Source organism: Staphylococcus sp. OJ82, from assembly GCF_000294465.1.
Lineage (GTDB): Bacteria > Bacillota > Bacilli > Staphylococcales > Staphylococcaceae > Staphylococcus > Staphylococcus equorum.
In genome coordinates, this window is sequence record NZ_ALPU01000015.1 from 12,032 (window position 1) to 33,150 (window position 21,119).

Consider the following 21,119-nt stretch of genomic DNA (forward strand, 5'->3'; position numbering starts at 1 on the left):
TACAGATTATAACCAGTATATAGACTTCTTTATTAATTTCATGTGATAATTTTCAGAATCGCTAAGTTACAAAATTTCTAAATCTAACCAATGCTATATGAAAATATGAAACAATTTTAATCATTTGCTATATAAAGTTTCAAATGCTTAGATGTTAATGTTTTATTCTCTTTAACAAAGTTTATAGGATAGCCACTAAATTGTACTTTACCCCCATCTAGACCAGGGCCTGGTCCTACATCTATAATCCAATCAGCATCACACATAATTGATAAATTATGTTCAATTAAAATAACAGTGTTATTTTGTTCAATAAGGTCATTAAAACAGTTTATCAATATAGGAATATCAGCTTCATGTAAACCTGTCGTAGGTTCATCAAATATAAAAATACTATCTGTAACATCATCATTTAAATATTGGCCTAATTTAACGCGTTGAATTTCACCACCTGATAATGTAGATAGAGGTTGGCCAAGGGTTACGTAATTTAATCCGGTTTTACTTATAGCTTGTAACTTAGACTGAATTTCATTTTCTTTATCAAAAAATCTTATACCTTCGTCAACAGTCAATTCAAGAAAATCAGCAATAGAATAGCCATCTATAGTTGCATTCAACACTTCTGGCTTATAACGTTTACCGTGACACACTTCACATGTTTGTGAAAATTCACCCATAAATGCAAGTTCTGTTTCAATATAACCTTTACCACCACAATTGGCACAAGCTCCTTTCGAATTATAACTAAACATAGATTTATTTAATCCAGTTTCTTTGCTGAAAAAATTTCTGACTCTGTCAAAAACACCTAAATAAGTTAGTAAATTAGACCGATTGGAACCTTGTATCGCTTTTTGATCCATAAATACTGCATTATCATTTTTTGCAAAACCTGCCTTAACAAGTGAACTTTTCCCAGAACCTGCTACTCCAGTTAATACTGTCAAAACATGCTTGGGTATATCAACTGTCACATTATTCAAATTGTTTTGGGTCACTGGTCCAAGATGATAAAAACTCTTTGCTTCACGTATCTCATTTTTTAAGTGATGTTTGATACGTAGTGCTTCCCCAGTAGATGTATCTGAAGACAATAATTCTTTGTATGTTCCCTTAAACGTTATCTCTCCACCTTGCGCCCCTGAACTTGGCCCCATATCAATAATATAATCTGCTTCTTTAATTACATCAGGATCATGTTCTACAATTAATACTGTATTACCTTTATGTTTTAAAGATTTCAAAATTTCATTTATTTTTGCAATATCCTCTGGATGTAAACCAACACTTGGTTCATCAATGATATAAACCAAATCAGATAGCGAACTATTTAAATGTCGTATTAATTTAAGCCGTTGTGCTTCTCCACCTGATAAAGAAGTGGTTACACGGTCAAGAGTTAAATAACTTAATCCTATATAATCAAGTGCTTCTAATTGTTTTCGGAGTGGTTCAATAATAAACTGGGCTGTTGAATTATTTAATTTATTAAGAAATGCTAAATTTTCTTTTACAGTCATTTGTGTGAAATCTGAAATATTTTTCCCCATAATTTTACAACTCAAAATTTTCGAATTTAAACGTTGACCGTTACAAGTTGGACAAATTTTATTTTCCACAACATTTTTAAGATGTTTAGCATAACGTTTTTTGTTAAATTCTTTATCTCCCAAGAATATTCTTCTAAACCTAGGTATAAGCCCCACATATTTTGCTGATTTCCGCCATTCTTCAGGTGGTTTTTTTAATTTTATTGGCTCCTGATACAAAAACAAATCTAATTCTTCTTTTGTATATGCTTTTAATTTTTTATCATTATCAAACAGACCACTATCACGATAAGCTTTCCCTCTTTCTTTATCAGGTCCAAAAGATGGAAAATTAATAGCACCTTCATTTAAAGATTTGCTCCAATCTAAGAGCTCGTTTAAATTAATGTCTTCAATGTAACCTAATCCTTCACATGTTTCACACATACCATTGGGACTGTTAAATGAAAAAGCATCTGAATAACCGACAAAAGGTTCACCTATCCTTGACCATAACAATCTAACAGAGGCGTATATATCAGATACTGTACCTACAGTAGAGCGAGAATTACCATTAAATCTTTTTTGACTAATCGTCATTGCAACAGGAAGATTTTTAATTGCTTTTACTTTTGGTTTAGGCTGCTTATTTAAATGAAATTGAATGTAGCTAGAATAACTTTCATTTAAAAGTTGTTCAGATTCAGCAGCTATTGTTCTGAAAACCAGTGATGACTTACCTGAACCAGAACGACCTGTAAATACTGTAACTAAATGTTTAGGTATAGTTATATTTATATTTTTCAAATTATTTTGTGAAGCTCCTATAATGGTAATATCATTCATAAATTAAATTGCCCTCCATTGTAATTTTTAACAATTAATAGTATAGATGAAGTTAAAAGATTAGTAGAATTTCGAAATAGGTTACATTACAAAAACAGTATGTAGAATATCTAATATTTTATCGTAGATTATAAGTTATCTTAATGAAGTTAAGTTCATTTTATTTTTATAAAAACCTAACAACAAGAGACTAACAGCAAAGTTATAAACTTTGCTGTTAGTCTCTTAGATAATAAATACTGATTGATATTACAAAATTATGCTTTTAATTTTTTAATAATTTCTCTATTGAAATCATCTAAGTCATCTGGGACACGACTCGTTACAATATTATCATCTATTACAACTGATTCATCAACAACGTGTGCACCAGCATTAGATAAATCTTTACGCACATTGATAACTCCAGTTATTGTGCGGCCCTTTAAATCATCAGTATCAACTAGTAAAAGTGGACCATGACAAATCGCAAATGTAGGCACATCATTTTGAGTAAAATACTTAGTAAATGTACCATAGCGACCTTCTTCATCACCACGTAAATGATCGGGTGAGAATCCGCCAGGAATTAATAAGGCATCATAACTTTCTGGTTTCGCATCTGCAATGCTAACATCTACAGTTACTTTTTCCCCATGTTTGCCAACAAGTTCATGTTTTTCTGTATCTCCAATAACTTCAGTCTCAAATCCAGCATTTTCTAATGCTTCTTTTGGACTAGTCAATTCTATATCTTCAAATTCATCTGCTAAAATGATTGCTACTTTTTTAGTCATAATACAACCTACCTTTCAATTATATTTTAAAACCTAAGTACTATATACACTAGAAAAAGAAAGTTTAAACATAAAATGTTTTCTAATTTTTTCACCAACTACATGTGCATTTTTATCTGTTTAGTTTAATCTTATTTAATATTAATTGTAACTGATTATGCATTTGTATGGGCATCTACAATATCACGACATTGTTTAGCAGCTTCTACAGGGTCATCAGCATTTGCAATGCCGCCACCAACAATAATTAAATCAGGATTTTCTGCAACAATATCTTTAATTGTATCTGGTTTAATACCACCTGCGACTGCTACTTTAGAATTACTAATTACAGATTTAACTTTACGTAAACTTTCTAAAGGAGATTGACCTTCAGCTTGTAAGTCATAACCAGTATGAACAGCGATATAATCTGCGCCTAAATCATCTAAATCTTTCGCACGTTTTTCTAAATCTTGTACTGCAATCATATCTACTAATAATTGTTTGCCATGTTTATGTGCTTCATCAACTGCTGCTTTAATTGATGCATCTTCTGCAACGCCTAAAATTGTTACTATGTCTGCACCAAATTTAACTGCTTGGCTTACTTCATAGTCGGCAGCATCCATAATTTTTAAATCTGCTAATACTTTTACACTATCAATATTATCATTTAAATGTTGTACAGCTGGTAATCCTTCATTTATAACAATTGGTGTTCCAATTTCTACGATATCTACATAATCTTTAACTTTATTTGCTAATTCTGTAGCATCCTCTTTATTTAATAAATCAATTGCTAATTGTAATTCCATTAAAACGCCCTCCTATCTATCTTTTATATTATCATTATGGTATTATTTACGACAAATAACAATACTGACATTTTTGTCACTATAAAAATTAAAGATGTTGTGTTGTTAATTAAATATAATAATAAAGATTATTATATACCCAAATATTTAGCTTTTCTATAATTGGTAGAAGACCTGTTGAAGACATTATAGATGAATTAGGCGAAGAAATTGTTCCATATTTTCCAACACACAAAGTGAACTAATTAGGAGGTTATATTGATGAGAGCATTTGCAATAGAATCATATGGAGAAGCTGATGTATTACAAGAATTTAATTTACCACTACCTGAGATAACAGATGAAGAAGTATTAATTGAAGTTGAAAATACAGGTATTAGCCCATACGATTGGCATGTTAGACGAGGTGAACAAGAAGGGAAAATTGATTACCCTATACCGCTCATTTTAGGATGGGATATATCAGGCGTTATACGTAAAGTCGGCTCAAAAGTAACAGATTTAACAGTAGGTACACCAGTTATTGCAACACAACAACTTGATAAAAACGGTGGTTATGCAGAATTTGTGGCCATTAATCAAAACACAGTTGTTAAAAAACCTGAATCATTATCTTTTGAAGAAGGTGCGACAATTCCAATTAATGGTTTGACTGTCTATCAAGCGTTAATAAAATATGGTGAAATGCAACACGGCGATAAAGTATTAATACATGGTGGCGCAGGTGCAGTAGGTATATTTGGCATTCAATTAGCTAAAGCTAAAGGTGCCTATGTAGCAACTACTGCAAGTACACACAACCATGAATTTTTAAAATCAATTGGGGCAGATGTTACCATTGACTACAATACAGAACGTTTTGAAGATTATGTACATGATTATGACATCGTCCTTGATACACAAGCAGGAGAAACACTTGAACGTAGTTATGATGTATTGAAACCTGGAGGCAGACTAATATCTATACGCGGACAAGTTAATAAAAAGAAAGCAGAAAGTAAGGGAATTACAGCATATTTCACATGGACAGAATTAAATCGTCAAGATTTAATAGAAGTTGTTAATTTATATGGATATGGTGTTGTCAAAGCTTACTTCGAAGCTATTTTCCCACTATCTTTTGTTCGAGAAGCTCATAAATTAAGTGAAAATGGTCATTCTAGAGGGAAAATTGTAATAAATAATAAATCATAATATATGATTTATTATTTAAATTAACATAACCGATGATTATCAGAAGTTATCACTATATAAAAAAGGCACTAAAAGGTTATAACCTTTTAGTGCCTAATTAATTATATTAGCTACCAAAAAACCGGCTCCAAAACCCCTTTTTAGGTGCTTCCTCTTCCCTATTACCAGGATCACTCTTGATTTCTTCAGATGGTTTATCATTCTTTTGGAATTCATCTTCTTTTATACTTTCAATCTTTTTCTCTTCAGATATATCTGTATGTTCCACTTCTGTTTCTGATGGCTCATTTTCTTCTTGTTGTTGGTTGATATTTGGAGATTCTTTAGTAAAAGTTGCTTCTTGCGCATTGACGTTTTGTCTATCATTAGTCGTTGTATCAAAAGAATAATTAAGCTGTCGTTCTTCTTCTAATTGATGTTCTAGCTTTTGAATTTTTTTATTACTTTCCAAAGCTAAAATTTGTTGATTCTCCAATAGTTTATTCAATGTATTAACATTGCTATTCTGTTGGTCTAATTGTTTAGTCAGACTTCCAATATATTTTTCATCATTTTTAGCTCTAGTTTCGAATATTTCTATTTGTTTTTCTAATTCATTCACTTTTGTTTTTAGTGTATCAGAACTATCAATATTGCTATATACTGTATTTTCAACTTCTGGATATTTTTTATTAAAGTCTTTTTTTTAACAGTTTCCCTATTTTCTATCGTATTTTCTTTTTTAGTTATTTTTTCTATAATTCTCAAGTAATCATCATTATTAATATAATTAACACCGTTTTCTTTTTTAAAAGAAACATTTAAGTTTTTAGCATTATTAACAATAGTTTGTTTGGTTACATTCAGTTCATCAGCAACCATTTTAATAGTTTTCATAACATCCATCCTTAGGTACTAAATTAGGTACCTAAATTTTACCACCTAACGAAGTTTTTTTCATCTTTTACCACCTAGGTTTAGTGGCTAATTTAGCACCTAAATGCCTAATTAGATACCTATACAGTATTATAACTACCTAATTAGGCACTAAAAATATTATAGGTAGTATTTTGAGGTTATAGAATAATTCTAACTATTCTTAAAACGCTTTATATACAGGTTTAAAAGTGTTAATATTATTTTATGAATATTAAAAGAGCCAATGCTATTGGCGTAGCATCGGCTCTCGGTAATAAAACGATTTGCATTCGTTTGTTTATATATTTTTTTGATACTTGTATTATATATATCTAGTCATCTAAGTGCAAGCACAAAACATGTAACTTTCGTAAAAATTGTTTTATTACCTCAATCCCAAAATAAATGGAAATGAGGTTTTTATTATGCCAAGTTTTGAGAAATACAATTTATCACAAGTGAAAACTGAAAGATTTTATCAATTGCCTAAATATTTGTTTGAAGATGCATATTTTAAAAAAATGTCAGCAGAAGCCAAAATTATGTATGCATTATTAAAAGATCGCTTTGAATTATCTATACAGAACGAATGGGTAGATAAAAATAACAACATTTATTTTATTTTCAGTAATAAACATTTATGTGAATATTTAGGCTATGCTGAACAAAAAATCATAAAATTAAAAAAAGAATTAGTGAAATTTAATTTACTTACTCAAGAACGTGTAGGTCTTAACAAACCTAACAGATTATATTTATTGAAACCAAATTATGACACTGAACCGAGTCATATCAAGGAACTTCCAAATTCACAGTTCCAGAACAATGAATTTGGAAGTTCTGGAACTGTGAATTTAATTGGTCAAGAACTTCCAAATTCACAGTCTAATGATACTGACTTAAGTAATACTGATTATATAGAGACTGAGAATAATGATACGCATGATATGAATGATACATACAACAATCCAATAAACAATAATCATTCGGATCATACAAATCATCAACAAACCGAATTTAATAATGATGCGCTTAAGTTCCAAGTACTCGAAGAATTGCCGCAACAACTTCAAGACTATTTAAGTAAATTTGAAATTAGAGAAATACGAATTATTAAAAGTGTATTACTCAAAGGGAAGAAATCATTTAATAGTGCACATGATACCTATTATCGTTTAGAAGATGTTGAGTTTGAAATTGTAAGTGTGTTGAAACGTTTTAAAGCGATGCTGCTACAAAAGAATGAAACCGTTGAAGCTATGCAAGGGTATTTAATGCAATCCATTAAAGCTGAATTCGAAGAAACACATGCACTTTATATGCGACGTCAAAACATGAAACAACATAATATCTTTAATCAGTAGATGTGGAGTAATTTCACATTTAAATAAAGGATTACATAGGATTAATAATTTTTAGGAGGGCGCGTATGGAGTTCTATTCTAGAGACTTAAAGAATACTGATATAGATCGTTTAAATGAATTATATGCTTTACCAGAAGTGACACAGTATCAAACTTGGGGTCCTCAAAGTTATGAAGAGACTCAGCAATTCATTAATGTGGTTTTAGATAAAGATTCGAATTGGATTTACAATGTCCTCGTTGATCCTGATACAGATAAAGTCATAGGGACGATACAATTAGCCATAGATGAAGTGAACCAAAGTGCTGAAATCAACTTTATTGTCCACCCAAATCATTGGGGCAACGGCGTTGCGACGGATATCGCAAAAACAATTATCAAATATGCCTTTAAAGTACAGAAACTTAATAGAATATGGGCCTCCATTGATTCAAGCAATATAGCTGCGGGAATTGTGTTGGAAAAGTTAGGTATGAAACGAGAGGGCATTTTGAGACAAGATAAATTAGTGCAAGATGCGTACAGAGATATATTAATCTATGGTCTTTTGAGAAGTGAATACTAAGAGAGAGTATTTATATACTCAATCCTTTGTTAAAGTTCAAGTGCAATAAAGAATTAGGTACATAAATGAGAGTGGCTTAAAAAATCGAAACTGATTTTTATCAAAAATTGGCGTGTGAAATTAAGATATGTTTATTTGGCTCATATTTGCATTTTAAGAACGTATATAAATTTTAGGTATAAATCTATATAAACAACCCTTAATTCTTTAAAATGCCCCTTTAGAATCCAAATGAGGCTATATAAAAATAAAAATCCAATCCATGACTAAACTTGCAGACGAATGTCGGCATAGCGTGAGCTATTAAGCCGACCATTCAACAAGTTTTGGGATTTTTAAGGGTTCCGAGACTCAACGTCAATAAAGCAATTGGAATAAAGCTATATCGCTTTATAATGAAATTTAAATAGAAAGGGGCTTTTTATGAATAATAATTATGTGTCTATAGATTTTTTAAACGAAGTACTTTTGTTTAGTTATGATTTTTCTTTGGTAAACTTTGAAATTGAACAATGGAATAAAGAATATGAGAGTTTTAATTTTGAATTTAAAGGAATGACTTTCAAAAGTAGATTAGCTAAAAAAACGCCTGAAAAACTTGGTTATTTCGTTGCTTTTTGGCGTAAAAATGAAATTAATAAAAACAGACCTTTTAATTTTAGTGAATCAAAAGATAAGCTAATTATTAATATTTTGGATGGATCTAAAAAAGGACAGTTTGTTTTTCCTAAAGAACTTTTAGTGAAAAAGGGGGTTATAAGCTCAGAAAAATATAAAGGGAAAATGGCTATTCGGGTTTATCCTAGTTGGGAGTACGGTTTAAATAAAACAGCTGTTAGTACTCAAAAATGGCAAACGCCTTATTTTTTAGATTTCTCTAAGGGCTTTGATAAAGAAGAAATTAAAGAGTTATATTTAGGCTGAATTTGGTTTTGAATTTTTTATTTTTGAAACGAATTTCTTCTCATCTTGATACTATATAAAATAGCTCAAAAATAACACCACTAGCAATGTAATAATTTGAGTTATACTATTAAAGTTAATTATTTAGTCCAAGTCATTTTATATTCTTTGTTACCTGTTTCATCTGTGTTTTCGTCTACTATTTTGAAGTTATGGTTTTTGTAAAAGTAGATTGCTTTGCTATTATTTTTATATACGTTAAGAAACAGGGTGTCTTTATCATTTTGTATGTATTGCATTAAATCTTTTCCGACACCTTTGCCTCTTTCGTTTTCTTCCACAAACATACCTGCTATATAATCATCTGTTAAACCACAAAAACCAAGTATTTCACCTTCGCTTTTGTAAACGATAATCTCAGAGTCTTTAAAAGCTTCTAAAACATTTTCATAATTATTAATCCAATAACTTTTATCGATAAAATTATGACTTTTTATATTTGAATTTAACCAGATATCACCTAATTTATTTATTGTTATATCGGGTTTTGAGTCTAATTTGTATATCATTTTTAACCGCCTTTGTTTTTAATTTCTATCTTTCAAACACTTTTAAAAGACTTAAGCACCCCCATAAAATTAAAAGAAAGAGTATGTAAGGGATGATATAAGTGAAGTACCATAAATAACCCCATGCTGATTGTGTATGTGTAATCGTGTGATGCAATGCACTGTACATGCTATCGATGCCTAAAACATGTCCAATAGGGCTTGTCACAATAGAAACTAGGAGTATTAATAATATTTTTATGGTTGGAAAACAAGCTAAAAAATAAAAGTTATTAAGTAAAAACAGAGCCTAAAATTCAGGCCTGTTTTTTGAATAATTTAAATTAACGATTAACCATATGAATTGCATTACGAAAGGTAGTGAGAAAAAAGCAACTAATATTGCTAGGTTGATCCATTTAAGTTCAATTGTTTGAATAGCACCAGAAGCATCTACTTCTCTGAACCAAACCATTAATGATAAGACTATAAACGATAAGAACTCGAGTACGCTGACTATCCACCAGAAAAACCATGAGGTTTTCATAATATCCTCCTTTTATTATTCGATAAATTCTTACACACGCTAGAAAGTAAGAATGTAGAAATACATAGGGCTAGAGTTTAATCACTCGTATAGTATAAGTGAAATACTTTCCTACTTAGATTTTGCTTCGTTTTCTTTGTTGAAAAATATATCATAAATAAATGAAATACCACCAAGTATAAAACCAAGTACAATTAACCCGTTTAAATTCGGACTATTGTAGATATTAACCCAATTCAAAGTACCTAACTTACCCCAATATTTATTAAGGCTTATATCAGGATTTATATAGTTTAATAGGGTTGCTATTATAAAGGTGGATATAAAAATGAAAAAGAAATCTTTTATTGCCTCTAAAAATCTATTTTTCATACTTAACACCTCGCTTTTATACATATTTATTTTTTTATTTAACTATTTTTAGAATAAATGAAACCAAAGCACTTATTAATGTAATTAGAAGTAATACACTAAATAAAATATCAATACTTTTATCTTTTCCATCTAACGTATGAAGATACTTATTATAAGTAGGGCTAAACCAAAGTAAATATAAAACACTCCAAATTTATTTTCTTCTAATATAGAAAGTTGAAACATCGATAGCGCTAATAATATTAAAGGTTGATCATAACTTATTATTCCTAAAAGGTTTAAAAGCGTTAACCCTCCAAATATAATTACTATAATGCTGTTTAATATTGAAAGGATAGTGGTTATCTTTTTCTTTAAGCATCCTAATTCTCCATGACCTACGTATAAATACCATACACCTGTAGTGATACCGTAAGACAGTGCTGTGATAGCGATTATCTCTTTCATCATTTTCTTTTCTTACCTTTCTTTTAAAAAACATCTTTTATCTGATTTTATTGTTCTTCAAATATATTAAAAAGTAACACATGCTTATAATCAGCCATGTGGCGATAATTGTAATACATAAAGTGATCATTTAAAGCGCTCCTATATAAAACTACTTATTTTGATATTTTTCTACTTGATTGAAAAAATTCAATTATGTAATAGATTGCAAAAATTACACTGACTGCAAGATGATGAATTTGATACCTGAAAACATTATTAATATATGTTCATTTCTCGATTTGTATTCACTCAAAAAGCTCAAATATAATTAAAAAGGTAACGGATACAGCTAATGTTATATACATGAATGGTGCGACTTTATTTACCATTTGTTTGTATGCACTATCTGTTGCATCGCTTTTCTTCAATCCCTAATATTTCATTGCTAGGTACAGAGATTCTAAAAAGTTAACTATCATCAATACTAGAAGTGTGATTATCATGCGTAAAACTCCTTTGATTTTATTAATAAAATATTTGTAAAATCGTCATAATTAAAGTTAATAAACATGCGATTAACATGATATTTTGAGATTTCTCTGTTTTTTGGTCGTTATTTTTCGAATCTTTGATAACGAGTATCCAGGATATGATTACTAAGATGCCTATAAATAGTGCTACGAATTTCATGAAAAGCTCCTTTCTATTAAAAAACACGCGCTTAGCATTATAAGCGCGTGTTTAGTTAAATTACTTGATGCAAAATTTTGATTTAATATCTAGACATTTTTCTTTTTGAAAACAAAAATAACGAGTACTAAGAAAATTACAATATAAACAATGTTCCCAATAAAGAGTTCATGTAATTCCAACTTAGTGAAGGATTTCATCATGTCATTATCTATAATTTGAGAGCTTAAATTCAACATATTAATCGGTAACCATTTTAACCATTCCCATTGATTGATCAATGCGAATAAGATGCCTGAAACAATAGAAATTGCGAAATAAAAAATAATACCGATTGCGATTGAAACGCCAGGACTTTTAAAGATACAAGAGATGAGGAGCGTTAGGCTTAGTAATAACCACATGCCTACATAGCTACCTAAGCCCGTTAACAACATTTCTTGTAAAAGAGATAGATTATCGCCCGTTTGTTTTAAGATATTTACATCAGAGAACATTGTTAAATTGATAATGATAGTAATAATCATACTAATCACAAATATAATAAGTGAGTAGATAAATAAGGCAATGAACTTACTGATGATAATGCTTGTTCTAGAATAATTTCGGTATAGTAAGTTTTTAATGGTTCCATAATGAAATTCCATCGTTATAATCGTGCTGGCTTGTATAATCATGAGGAAAAAAAGCCACGAGAAGGAACTAAACCCTTGTTTAAATAATGATTTTGAACCTATGATATCAGGATAGCTTTTACTTAATATGGCTAAACCAATCATTAATATAAAAATGAGAATGGGTATGATGATTGATGATTTTTTCTTGAACATTTTAAATAGTTCTTGTTTGACGAGTGTTACCATAGTTACGCTTCCTCCTTGCGATCAATGATATTAAGGAGCACATTTTCAAGATCGCTTTCACCTGATTGATTTAATTCATCCATCGTTGTTTCTTTAATGATTTCTCCATCATCAATGATTAGTATTGAGTCTGTGACTTTAACGAGTTCACTTAATATGTGACTTGATATAAGAAAAGTAACGCCTTTTTCTCTTAAGCTGATGATGGCTTCTCTTACATTTTTTACAGCTTTTGGATCTAAACCATTCATAGGCTCATCTAAAATAATAAGTTGCGGATGGTTTAAGAAGGCAAGTGCGATACCTAATTTTTGTTTCATCCCTAACGAATAGGTTTTTACTTTTGTATGTATAAATTTCTCCATTTTTAATTCTTTGATAATCCAATCTATATTCTTATTATCTGGGTCTTCGTCGATGAGTTTCATGTTGTCATAACCTGTTAAAAACGGATATAAACCAGGACTTTCAATCAATGCGCCTATGTCATTATGATTTGAACTCGGATGTTTTTTGAATTGACCCGATTGATAATTGGAAAGTCCTAAAACCACTTTCATGAGTGTTGTTTTGCCTGCACCATTGCCTCCAACTAAGCCTATAATGTGGCCTTCTTCAAGTGAAAAAGTAATATCTTTTAAAACGTGTTTTCGCTTGATTTTCTTATTAATATTTTCCATAGATAAAAGTTTCAATATGTAACCTCCTAATTTTTCGCACTAATTAATCTTAACAAAATTATTATGCTAATGTAATACTATTTCAATAGGAATAGTAAATTTTATATTTAAAGATATTTATATATAATATAAGAATAAATATATTCACTTTGTTAATATGTTTAATTGAAAATATAATGTGTGAAGGATCAAGTTAAATTCAGAAGTATTGTTGAAATAGACGTAATAAATTATAGAAATTATTTTAAACGTCTTGAGTTACTTTTATCAAAAAAATACCTATTTTAATAATAATATCTACACTGATAATCTTATTGAATATTGTATTATTAACACTTAATTTTACTGTAAAAATTTTAATAGATCTCAAATAATGCCTTTCACTTTATTGGATTAGTGATATGTGTCGATATAGTAGCTAAAATAGCTTTGAATATTTTAGAGGATAATGCTAAAAAGTAATCGAAAATAGTCAAATCTATAAAACGAAAATTAAAAAGACTATATAATCAATGGAAATTTATGATGCAAAATTAATTCGAAAGTAAGTATGAGGGATATTATGTTGCACAGGCTGTTGCACACGAGTAAAGAGCATAAGGGATATATGCCACCATTTTTTGTGGTGGGTCTGGCGAAGCCAGACATATCAAGGGTTTAAAGATTAACCCAGTGCCATCACTTTTTTTCTTTGTTGCACAGGTTGTTGCACCAATATATAGTGTTGTTGCACATCATGTTGTACCTATATATGGTGTTGGTGCACACATTGTGCAACATAGTAAAAACAAAAAAATAGTACTATTTACATCGATCAATGAGGGGATTACATATATGTTTATTTCAAGTATGTATTTGACAATAATAAAAATGAGAACTATCATTTAAGTATATACTTAAATGATTAAATGAAAGGTCGAAGGTGGGATTTATGAGGGATGTTTTCAAAGCATTATCAGATAAAACGAGAAGAGATATTTTAGAAATGCTTAAGGATAATAGACTAACTGCAAGTGAAATTGCTAACCAATTTGATATGAGCCAAGCTAGTGTATCTCAACATTTAAAAGTACTGAAATTCAATGATTTAATTTATTCAGAAAGACAAGGTAAGTATATTTATTATCACTTGAATTTATCTGTTTTTGAAGAAGTTATTAAATGGATTGTTCAGTTTAATAAATAATAACTAAGGAGGAAACGTATTTGAAAGAAGTATTGAGGCAGTCAAAAATAAGTTTAGTTATAATCATTTTAGCAATTATAACGTGGTTAATTGCATTACCATTTTTACCTAATTCTATTCCAATGCAATACAATTCAAATGGAGATGTAAATTGGTCGGCTAATAAATTTTTAGCCTTCATTATAATGATTGGGATTATGATTTTTTGTTACATAATAACGAACATTAAAATTTATAGAGATCAAAATCAAACAAAATTTTCTAATGTAAAGTTCTTAAATCAATTACTTAACCCTTTATGAACTGACCCCCAATTGTGGGAATAAAATAAAAACACTTTCGTTGAATTCATACTAAAATGAATTTATACGGAGGTGTTTTTCTATGAAAAGAGTTACTTATTCACTAGAAACCAAAAATAAAGCTATTGAAATGAAAATTGAGGGATATAGTGCAAAAGAAATTATGAATACATTAAACATTAGAAATAGATCACAAGTGAAAACTTGGTGGAAATGGTACCAAAATGGTGAACATTATAGATTTCATCAACAAGTTGGAAAACAATATTCCTACGGAAAGGGATTAGAAGAACTTTCAGAAATTGAACAATTAAAATTGGAGAATAAAAGAAAAAACGCAGAATTAGAAATTTTAAAAAAGTACAAGGAATTGGAAAGGGAGTGTCGCCCAAAATAATAATACAAGTGGTTGAAGCATTAGAATCAAAATATACAGTTAAAATGATATTAGAGGTATTTAACATACCCAAATCTACCTATTATCGCTGGAAATGTAAAAAACATGAAACAAATTCGGAATTAGAAGCAATTAAATCGATTTGTCATAAGCACAAATATACCTATGGTTATAGAAAAGTGACTGCTGAATTAAATAAATTTAGTAAGGAAAAAATTAATCACAAGAAAGTGCAAAGGCTTATGCAAGAAAACGAATTGAATTGTAGGGTTAAACCTAAAAAATCTAAAAAACCAGGTAATCCATTCTATAAAACAGGCAATTTGTTACAGAGGAATTTTAATGCAAATCGTCCATTAGAAGTACTTGTAACAGATATTACTTATTTACCTTTCGGTAATACAATGTTGTATCTATCGTCAATTATGGATGTCTATAACGGGGAAATAGTTGCTTATACTATAGATAATCACCAGAATCAAAATTTAGTGAACGAGACTTTGAACCAATTAGAAATTCCAGATAGTTGTATACTTCATAGCGATCAAGGAAGTGTTTACACATCGTATGAATATTATAAATTATGCGAAGAAAAAAGCATTACCAGAAGCATGTCCCGTAAGGGAACGCCAGCTGATAATGCCCCAATTGAATGTTTCCATTCCTCGCTAAAGTGTGAAACATTCTACTTAAATAAAGAGCTCAAGAGCTCTAATAACATTGTAATAGATATTGTCGAAAATTACATTGAAAACTATAATAAAGTAAGAATTCAACAAAAACTAGGCTACTTATCTCCTATAGAGTTCAGGAAATTAGCATCCTAGAAAATAGTGTTTTTATTAAGTTCCCATTTTAAGGGTTCAGTGCCCTTTAATCCATGGGTTTATATATTTGATTTCAGTTGTGATGATTCTTAGTGCATTAGGACAATCTATATCAGTAGAGTTTTTAGTTCCTATTTTTGTAGGTATTTTACTTATGATTGTAGGAAATTATTTGCCTACAGCACCTAGAAATGGTTTGTTTGGTATTAAAAATAAATGGGCTAGAAGTAATGAAATAGTTTGGAAGAAGACACAAAGGTTTAGTTCACGTATTTATATCGTTGTAGGTTTTGTTTTATTATTATTAGGTATATTCAATATAATTAGTTCAATTATTACTATTAGTTTATGTATTATCTTGGTTCTATTACCACTCGCTTATTCATATTATATGTATCAGAAAGTAGTTTAATGTTAATTTGAAAAGATATATGAGGATAATTTAGTTAGTAAATAAAAGCGTAAAGAGTGTTCATTTAATAGAACGTAAAAAGCAAAGTGTTTATATATTATTGTTTTAAAATCCCTTTAATATTTTTGATTAGTGTCATATTTGTATAAACTTATTTTGATTTAAGCGACATAAATAACTTAATAAAATAGAACTTAAAGGTACAAACTGACTTATGTTTATGAACCATTAAAGTGTAGGGGAATCTTTTGGGATTCCTAGACAACAGGATAAGGGTGAACAATGCCATTTACATGGCACCTAGCATAGCTAGGGTTTTGCATACTTAATTTTCATTTATATAAATATTGCTATAACAACACTTATAGTAAATTAAGGACAAAAATAAATTGAAAAAGTAAAGTGTCATTAAATGGCATTGTGAAACTGTTCACGATTTTCTATAAAAGCTGTTGTAAAGGTATCTATACAGGATGGGAATCTTTAGAATTCCGGAAGAATCCTAAAAGATTCCTTTTTATAGCAATTTTTTGTATCTTTTCAATCTTGATATTTTTTATTAACGTTGGTTTTCAAACTTTTTATATTAGCAATTTGTATTATTAGTTTGGAGGTTTAATTAACATAGTTCAACTTATCGGAAGTGCATATGCTTATATATTTACAGATGGTATAATAATGGAGTCGCCTATCTCTCAGGCGTAATGACGAATAGGCGACTAGTCACACCAAAAATCCCCTTACTACGGCCATAGTAAGGGGATTTGGTGCATACATGCCTGATAATCTTTGTTAATTGCATTATAGCACTATAATTGGTAGGAATGCAAAATTATGTTAGTCAATTTGTTCTTGTCCTCGTTTGTTCCAAGTTAAAATGAAACTTAACATTGCTAATATACTAATCACTGTTAGTAAAATAAAACCAACGTCCCATCCAAATTGCTGAACTATGAAACCTAATACAACATTAGCCATAACTGCGCCAAACAGATAACCGAATAGTCCTGTCAATCCAGCTGCAGTACCTGCGGCTTTTTTAGGCACATAATCTAAGGCTTGTAACCCAATTAACATTACAGGACCGTATATTAGGAATCCAATAGCGATTAAAGAAACATTATCCAACCATGGATTTCCAGGTGGGTTTAACCAATATATTAATATAAATATTGTTACGCCTAGCATAAAGAAAAAACCAGCTGGGCCACGACGGCCTTTAAAAAGTTTGTCTGATAAGTAACCACAGAGTAGAGTACCAGGTATTCCAGCCCATTCATATAAGAAATAAGCCCATCCTGAAGCGTTTAAATCAAATTGTTTTTCTTCACTTAAGTATGTTGGCGCCCAATCTAAAATGCCGTAACGTACGAAATAAACAAAAATATTTGCAAACGCGATTGCCCATATCCATTTGTTATTAAGTACATATTTAAATAAGATTTCCTTTGTGGTCAATTCTGTTTCAAGCGTTTCTTTAGATGAAGTTGAGTAATCGTTTTTGTATTTTTCAATAGGTGGTAAACCTTGTGATTGAGGTGTGTCCCGAATTAAACAATAGGCAATAATAGCGATTATGATAGCGAGTATTGCTGGATAAATGAATACACCTTCGAAACCTTTTAAATATCCAAAATTATATAAGGCAGTCATAGAAATACCCCATGTTGCAATTGGAGCCATTAAGCCGCCACCAACATTATGAGCCACGTTCCAAATAGACGTTTTACTGCCACGTTCACTTACACTATACCAGTGAACTAAGACGCGTCCTGAAGGCGGCCACCCCATACCTTGAAACCATCCGTTTAGGAATAGCATGATAAACATGATGGTAATACTAGATGTGAAAAACGGAACAAAACCGAGTAATAAATTTACGATTGCTGTCAGTATTAAACCTAAGGTTAAAAACGTTCTAGCGTTACTTCGATCGCTCACAGTTCCCATTACGAATTTACTAAAACCATAAGCAATAGAAATAGCAGATAATGCAATACCAAGTTCTCCTTTACTAAATCCTTGTTCAATTAATGAAGGCATAGCTAAAGAAAAGTTTTTTCTTAGTAAATAATAACCGGCATAACCCATAAAAATACCTAAAAATACTTGGAAGCGTAATTTTTTATATGTATCATCGACTTTCTCTGATGGCAATGGATCGATCTGTTTAGCTGGTTTTAAGAAATTCAACATAATAATCCCTCCTTAACAATAAATTTTATATAAGATTTATGAAATAATAACTGCAGATTGAGTCTAAGCAAATAATTAAGCATTGTCAATGTAATTTTGTTTTGCTAAGCTTAAATAAAATGTTAAAGGGGTTGGAATAAGATAAATATCAAGAAAGTAATCTATTTAGCGGTTTTATTATTAGTATTAACACCTATTACTACGAGTATTATAAGTGCTAGTGGCTTTTCTTCCCAAAAAGAAATTAAAGATAATAATGTTTTGGATAAAAACGTTTCAATTGCACACAGAGGGGCTAGTGGTTACGCTCCAGAACATACATTTTTTTCTTATGATAAATCTCATGAAGAATTTAATGCGGATTATATTGAGTTAGATTTACAAATGACGAAAGATGGAAATTTGATTGCAATGCATGATGAAGATGTTGAACGCACTACTGGTCATAAAGGAAAAGTTGAAGATTATACCACAGAAGAATTAAAAAAGATGGATGCTGGTAGTTGGTTTAACAAAAAATATCCACAGTATGCTAAAAAGAAATATAAAGGAGCCAAGATCCCTACCTTAGAAGAAATATTAAATCGCTATGGTGATGAGGCAAATTATTATATAGAAACAAAATCACCTGATGTTTATCCAGGAATGGAAGAAAAGCTTTTACATAGTTTAAAAAAATATAATTTATTAAATGAACAAAATTTAAGTGAAGGACAAGTTGTCATTCAATCATTTTCTCAAGAAAGTTTATTGAAGGTTGCAAATATGAATAACCAAATTCCATTAGTACAACTGGTGGACAAATATAAATTATCAACATTTACAGGTAAAGATTTAAAATTCATTACTTTATATGCTAAAGGTATAGCTCCAGAATATAGCGATTTGGATTCTGCCACTGTACAAAAGTTACATCAATATAATTTAAAAGTGCATCCTTATACGGTTAACACCGAAAAAGATATGAAGAAAATGTTGAGTATAGGCGTTGATGGTATCTTTTCAAATTATATTGATAAATATATTAAATTAAAAAACACAAATGATACATTATAGAAAAAATAAAGAATTTATGTATTATTTAGACCGCTAAAATTGCAAAATTGAGTGGTCTATTTTTATTTGTCTAATTAAACTAATGATCATTTCAACTTTTCTTTGTGTTTTCATTAATATTCTATATTTCTTTAAAAACTAATAAACATTTTCGACATTTTCTCTATTGCCTTATCTGATGTATTTTTTATATATTAAGAGGAAAGATGTGTACTTATATTCATTTTAATCTTTATAAAATAGTGCTCAAATCTAATATGTCTTTGCATGTTTATCTCGCTAAATAGATTAGTATATTAATAAATAAGTTACTAATAGCTATTCACGGTAAAACTTCTTTCTAAAAGATGCTTTAGAAAGAAGTTCGAAATATATACTTTGGAAAATTTAAAAGTAGTTTAAATATATTGTTATGTGTATAGTATGATTACAATCTAATATTAATAAAGGGGTTAAAAATGATAATAAGTAGAAAGAAGCCAATGATTTTATATGAAGAATATGGATCTAGAGAAGATGTTGATATTTACATTCAAAGGGTTAAAGAATTAGAAGTGGAGAATAATTATTCTTTTAAATTATTTATAAAGGTTTGTTCATTTTTGATAGTAATATCAATGCTTAGTTTAATTATTTTTAAATATAACAAGGGTTATCTTCCTATTTGATATCTCTTTTCTTAATTTGGCATAATTCAACTTATCGGAAGTACATATGCTTCAAAAGATACAGATGGTATAATAGTGAGGTCGCCTTAACTTCCGGCGGTATTTTCGGCGGAAGGAGGTGAGCATCTGTGGACTTTTTATTCGTAACGGTTATTGCACCTGTGATAACTGGATGTATTGTAGCTTGTTTTACCTATTGGTTAAACCAACGCAATAAATAGGCGACTATCCATATCACATAAAGAGCCCCAACCTACGGCAATAGGTTGGGGCTCGGTGTATATCTATGGACTTTCTATTCGTTACTTGTATTATAACATCATAGTGGAGAGGAATGCAAAATAAGAACAAATATACATAGTTTAAATAAAAATCAATTTACTTGGTTTTACCCCACCTAATTCATTCACTACTAGTATAGCTTGCGCTATGTCTTCAGCAGTGAATTCATCACTTAAATTAGAAAAAGTATTGTTAGTATCTTTTGCTAATTCTTCTACTTTTATTAAGTTCTTAAAAGTAGCGTCGTGTAAACACATATTACTTGAACTTGTGATCGTTTCTAAGAATTTATAACTAATATCGCTAGATTTAAAACTCTCATTTATGTCTTTGTGTGTCAATGAAAATTTTTGGTATAATTAAGAAAAATGAAGTAGCACGTCGTTTTAAAAATAGGCGGATTTAATTTATAACTTATACATCTGTTAATTTGTATGAAGTTATTTTCTACGTAATTTACATTATAATTTTAAAAACATTTTTAATAAGGGAGACAACATGAATTATAAAAAAGAGATAGAAAAGATGGGCTGGAATGAAGAAGAAATAACCAAAAGGATGAACAGTTTAGCAGATGACGACCCATATTTTAATACAAATGATATAACTCTAAACGCAGAGGATTTGAAGAAACGTTATAAGAATTTCATTGAAACAGATGAAGAGCAAGAATTAGCAGATGTTTTTTTTAATCAAGAAGACAAATGACATGAGTATGTAAAAAGCACCTAAAAGGGTGTTTAAAACAAGGTGTATTCCTCTTGTCCATGTTTATCTTTTTTAGCA

General features: G+C 29.8%; 23 protein-coding genes and 1 pseudogene. 11 read left to right on the top strand and 13 right to left on the bottom strand.

From position 1 onward, the window contains the following. Positions 1–116: 116 nt before the first annotated feature. The 3 genes from SOJ_RS13330 to hxlA all read right to left on the bottom strand — a co-directional run bounded on the left by SOJ_RS13330 (position 117) and on the right by hxlA (position 3,951). On the bottom strand, positions 117–2,378 hold the full coding sequence (locus SOJ_RS13330; RefSeq protein ID WP_002508654.1) for an ATP-binding cassette domain-containing protein: 2,262 nt from the start codon (positions 2,376–2,378) through the stop codon (positions 117–119). A gap of 257 nt (positions 2,379–2,635) precedes the next feature. Further along, complete coding sequence (locus tag SOJ_RS13335; protein ID WP_002508655.1) at positions 2,636–3,154, bottom strand: type 1 glutamine amidotransferase domain-containing protein; 519 nt, start codon at positions 3,152–3,154, stop codon at positions 2,636–2,638. 155 nt (positions 3,155–3,309) lie between these two features. Beyond that, positions 3,310–3,951, bottom strand: coding sequence for a 3-hexulose-6-phosphate synthase (gene hxlA, locus SOJ_RS13340; protein ID WP_002508656.1), 642 nt, complete (start codon positions 3,949–3,951; stop codon positions 3,310–3,312). Positions 3,952–4,212: 261 nt separating this feature from the next. Here hxlA and SOJ_RS13345 point away from each other — a divergent pair, with 261 nt between their 5' ends. Next, the gene (locus tag SOJ_RS13345) at positions 4,213–5,145 is read left to right on the top strand and encodes an NADP-dependent oxidoreductase (protein ID WP_002508658.1); all 933 of its coding nucleotides are present in this window, start codon (positions 4,213–4,215) and stop codon (positions 5,143–5,145) included. Between the two features lie 106 nt (positions 5,146–5,251). On the opposite strand, the pseudogene SOJ_RS13350 reads toward SOJ_RS13345, so the two are convergent. Further along, positions 5,252–6,021: pseudogene (locus SOJ_RS13350) on the bottom strand (DUF536 domain-containing protein). Positions 6,022–6,467: 446 nt separating this feature from the next. Here SOJ_RS13350 and SOJ_RS13355 point away from each other — a divergent pair. The 3 genes from SOJ_RS13355 (at position 6,468) to SOJ_RS13365 (ending at position 8,896) form a co-directional block, all read left to right on the top strand. Beyond that, the gene (locus tag SOJ_RS13355) at positions 6,468–7,406 is read left to right on the top strand and encodes a replication initiator protein A (RefSeq protein ID WP_002508661.1); all 939 of its coding nucleotides are present in this window, start codon (positions 6,468–6,470) and stop codon (positions 7,404–7,406) included. Positions 7,407–7,471: 65 nt separating this feature from the next. Further along, positions 7,472–7,972: a GNAT family N-acetyltransferase gene (locus tag SOJ_RS13360; protein WP_002508662.1), complete on the top strand. Its 501-nt coding sequence runs from the start codon at positions 7,472–7,474 to the stop codon at positions 7,970–7,972. A gap of 423 nt (positions 7,973–8,395) precedes the next feature. Beyond that, positions 8,396–8,896: a MepB family protein gene (locus SOJ_RS13365; protein WP_002508663.1), complete on the top strand. Its 501-nt coding sequence runs from the start codon at positions 8,396–8,398 to the stop codon at positions 8,894–8,896. Positions 8,897–9,015: 119 nt separating this feature from the next. Here the strand turns inward: SOJ_RS13365 and SOJ_RS13370 are convergent, their stop codons facing one another. From SOJ_RS13370 to SOJ_RS13395, 7 genes are all read right to left on the bottom strand, one after another. After that, positions 9,016–9,444 (bottom strand): GNAT family N-acetyltransferase, encoded by a 429-nt coding sequence (locus SOJ_RS13370; RefSeq protein WP_002508664.1) that lies wholly within the window; start codon positions 9,442–9,444, stop codon positions 9,016–9,018. A 289-nt stretch (positions 9,445–9,733) separates the two neighbouring features. Next, positions 9,734–9,970, bottom strand: coding sequence for a DUF3923 family protein (locus SOJ_RS13375; protein ID WP_002508665.1), 237 nt, complete (start codon positions 9,968–9,970; stop codon positions 9,734–9,736). Positions 9,971–10,081: 111 nt separating this feature from the next. After that, positions 10,082–10,342 carry a hypothetical protein gene (locus tag SOJ_RS13380; protein ID WP_002508666.1) on the bottom strand — a complete coding sequence of 87 codons (261 nt, stop codon included), beginning with the start codon at positions 10,340–10,342 and terminating at the stop codon, positions 10,082–10,084. A 132-nt stretch (positions 10,343–10,474) separates the two neighbouring features. Further along, a complete protein-coding gene (locus SOJ_RS13385; RefSeq protein WP_052034669.1) occupies positions 10,475–10,795 on the bottom strand; it encodes a hypothetical protein in 321 nt (106 codons plus the stop codon). A gap of 504 nt (positions 10,796–11,299) precedes the next feature. Further along, on the bottom strand, positions 11,300–11,464 hold the full coding sequence (locus SOJ_RS14595; protein ID WP_002508668.1) for a hypothetical protein: 165 nt from the start codon (positions 11,462–11,464) through the stop codon (positions 11,300–11,302). 89 nt (positions 11,465–11,553) lie between these two features. Continuing rightward, a complete protein-coding gene (locus SOJ_RS13390) occupies positions 11,554–12,327 on the bottom strand; it encodes an ABC transporter permease (RefSeq protein ID WP_002508669.1) in 774 nt (257 codons plus the stop codon). Positions 12,328–12,329: 2 nt separating this feature from the next. Next, on the bottom strand, positions 12,330–13,022 hold the full coding sequence (locus SOJ_RS13395) for an ABC transporter ATP-binding protein (RefSeq protein ID WP_002508670.1): 693 nt from the start codon (positions 13,020–13,022) through the stop codon (positions 12,330–12,332). A 916-nt stretch (positions 13,023–13,938) separates the two neighbouring features. On the opposite strand from SOJ_RS13395, the gene SOJ_RS13400 reads away from it, so the two are divergent. From SOJ_RS13400 to SOJ_RS13420, 4 genes are all read left to right on the top strand, one after another. Continuing rightward, positions 13,939–14,193 carry an autorepressor SdpR family transcription factor gene (locus SOJ_RS13400; RefSeq protein WP_002508671.1) on the top strand — a complete coding sequence of 85 codons (255 nt, stop codon included), beginning with the start codon at positions 13,939–13,941 and terminating at the stop codon, positions 14,191–14,193. Positions 14,194–14,213: 20 nt separating this feature from the next. Next, positions 14,214–14,495, top strand: coding sequence for a DUF1648 domain-containing protein (locus SOJ_RS13405; protein WP_002508672.1), 282 nt, complete (start codon positions 14,214–14,216; stop codon positions 14,493–14,495). A gap of 82 nt (positions 14,496–14,577) precedes the next feature. Next, a protein-coding gene (locus SOJ_RS13415) for an IS3 family transposase (protein WP_156789159.1) occupies positions 14,578–15,719 on the top strand; the annotation gives its coding sequence in 2 pieces (ribosomal slippage) (positions 14,578–14,848 and positions 14,848–15,719; 1,143 coding nt in all). Positions 15,720–15,786: 67 nt separating this feature from the next. Continuing rightward, positions 15,787–16,131: an SdpI family protein gene (locus SOJ_RS13420; protein WP_238536969.1), complete on the top strand. Its 345-nt coding sequence runs from the start codon at positions 15,787–15,789 to the stop codon at positions 16,129–16,131. Between the two features lie 837 nt (positions 16,132–16,968). On the opposite strand, the gene glpT is transcribed toward SOJ_RS13420, so the two are convergent. Next, the gene (gene glpT, locus SOJ_RS13425; protein WP_176721547.1) at positions 16,969–18,324 is read right to left on the bottom strand and encodes a glycerol-3-phosphate transporter; all 1,356 of its coding nucleotides are present in this window, start codon (positions 18,322–18,324) and stop codon (positions 16,969–16,971) included. A 264-nt stretch (positions 18,325–18,588) separates the two neighbouring features. Between glpT and SOJ_RS13430 the strand changes: the two genes are divergently transcribed. Together SOJ_RS13430 and SOJ_RS14485 are read left to right on the top strand one after the other, a co-directional pair. Next, positions 18,589–19,383, top strand: coding sequence for a glycerophosphodiester phosphodiesterase (locus tag SOJ_RS13430; protein ID WP_002508675.1), 795 nt, complete (start codon positions 18,589–18,591; stop codon positions 19,381–19,383). Positions 19,384–20,179: 796 nt separating this feature from the next. Continuing rightward, the gene (locus SOJ_RS14485; protein ID WP_107519008.1) at positions 20,180–20,272 is read left to right on the top strand and encodes a type I toxin-antitoxin system Fst family toxin; all 93 of its coding nucleotides are present in this window, start codon (positions 20,180–20,182) and stop codon (positions 20,270–20,272) included. A 141-nt stretch (positions 20,273–20,413) separates the two neighbouring features. Here SOJ_RS14485 and SOJ_RS14270 read toward each other — a convergent pair whose 3' ends face one another. Further along, positions 20,414–20,590 carry a hypothetical protein gene (locus SOJ_RS14270; RefSeq protein ID WP_002508676.1) on the bottom strand — a complete coding sequence of 59 codons (177 nt, stop codon included), beginning with the start codon at positions 20,588–20,590 and terminating at the stop codon, positions 20,414–20,416. Between the two features lie 241 nt (positions 20,591–20,831). Here SOJ_RS14270 and SOJ_RS13440 point away from each other — a divergent pair, with 241 nt between their 5' ends. Then, positions 20,832–21,041: a hypothetical protein gene (locus tag SOJ_RS13440; protein WP_002508677.1), complete on the top strand. Its 210-nt coding sequence runs from the start codon at positions 20,832–20,834 to the stop codon at positions 21,039–21,041. Positions 21,042–21,119 lie beyond the last annotated feature (78 nt).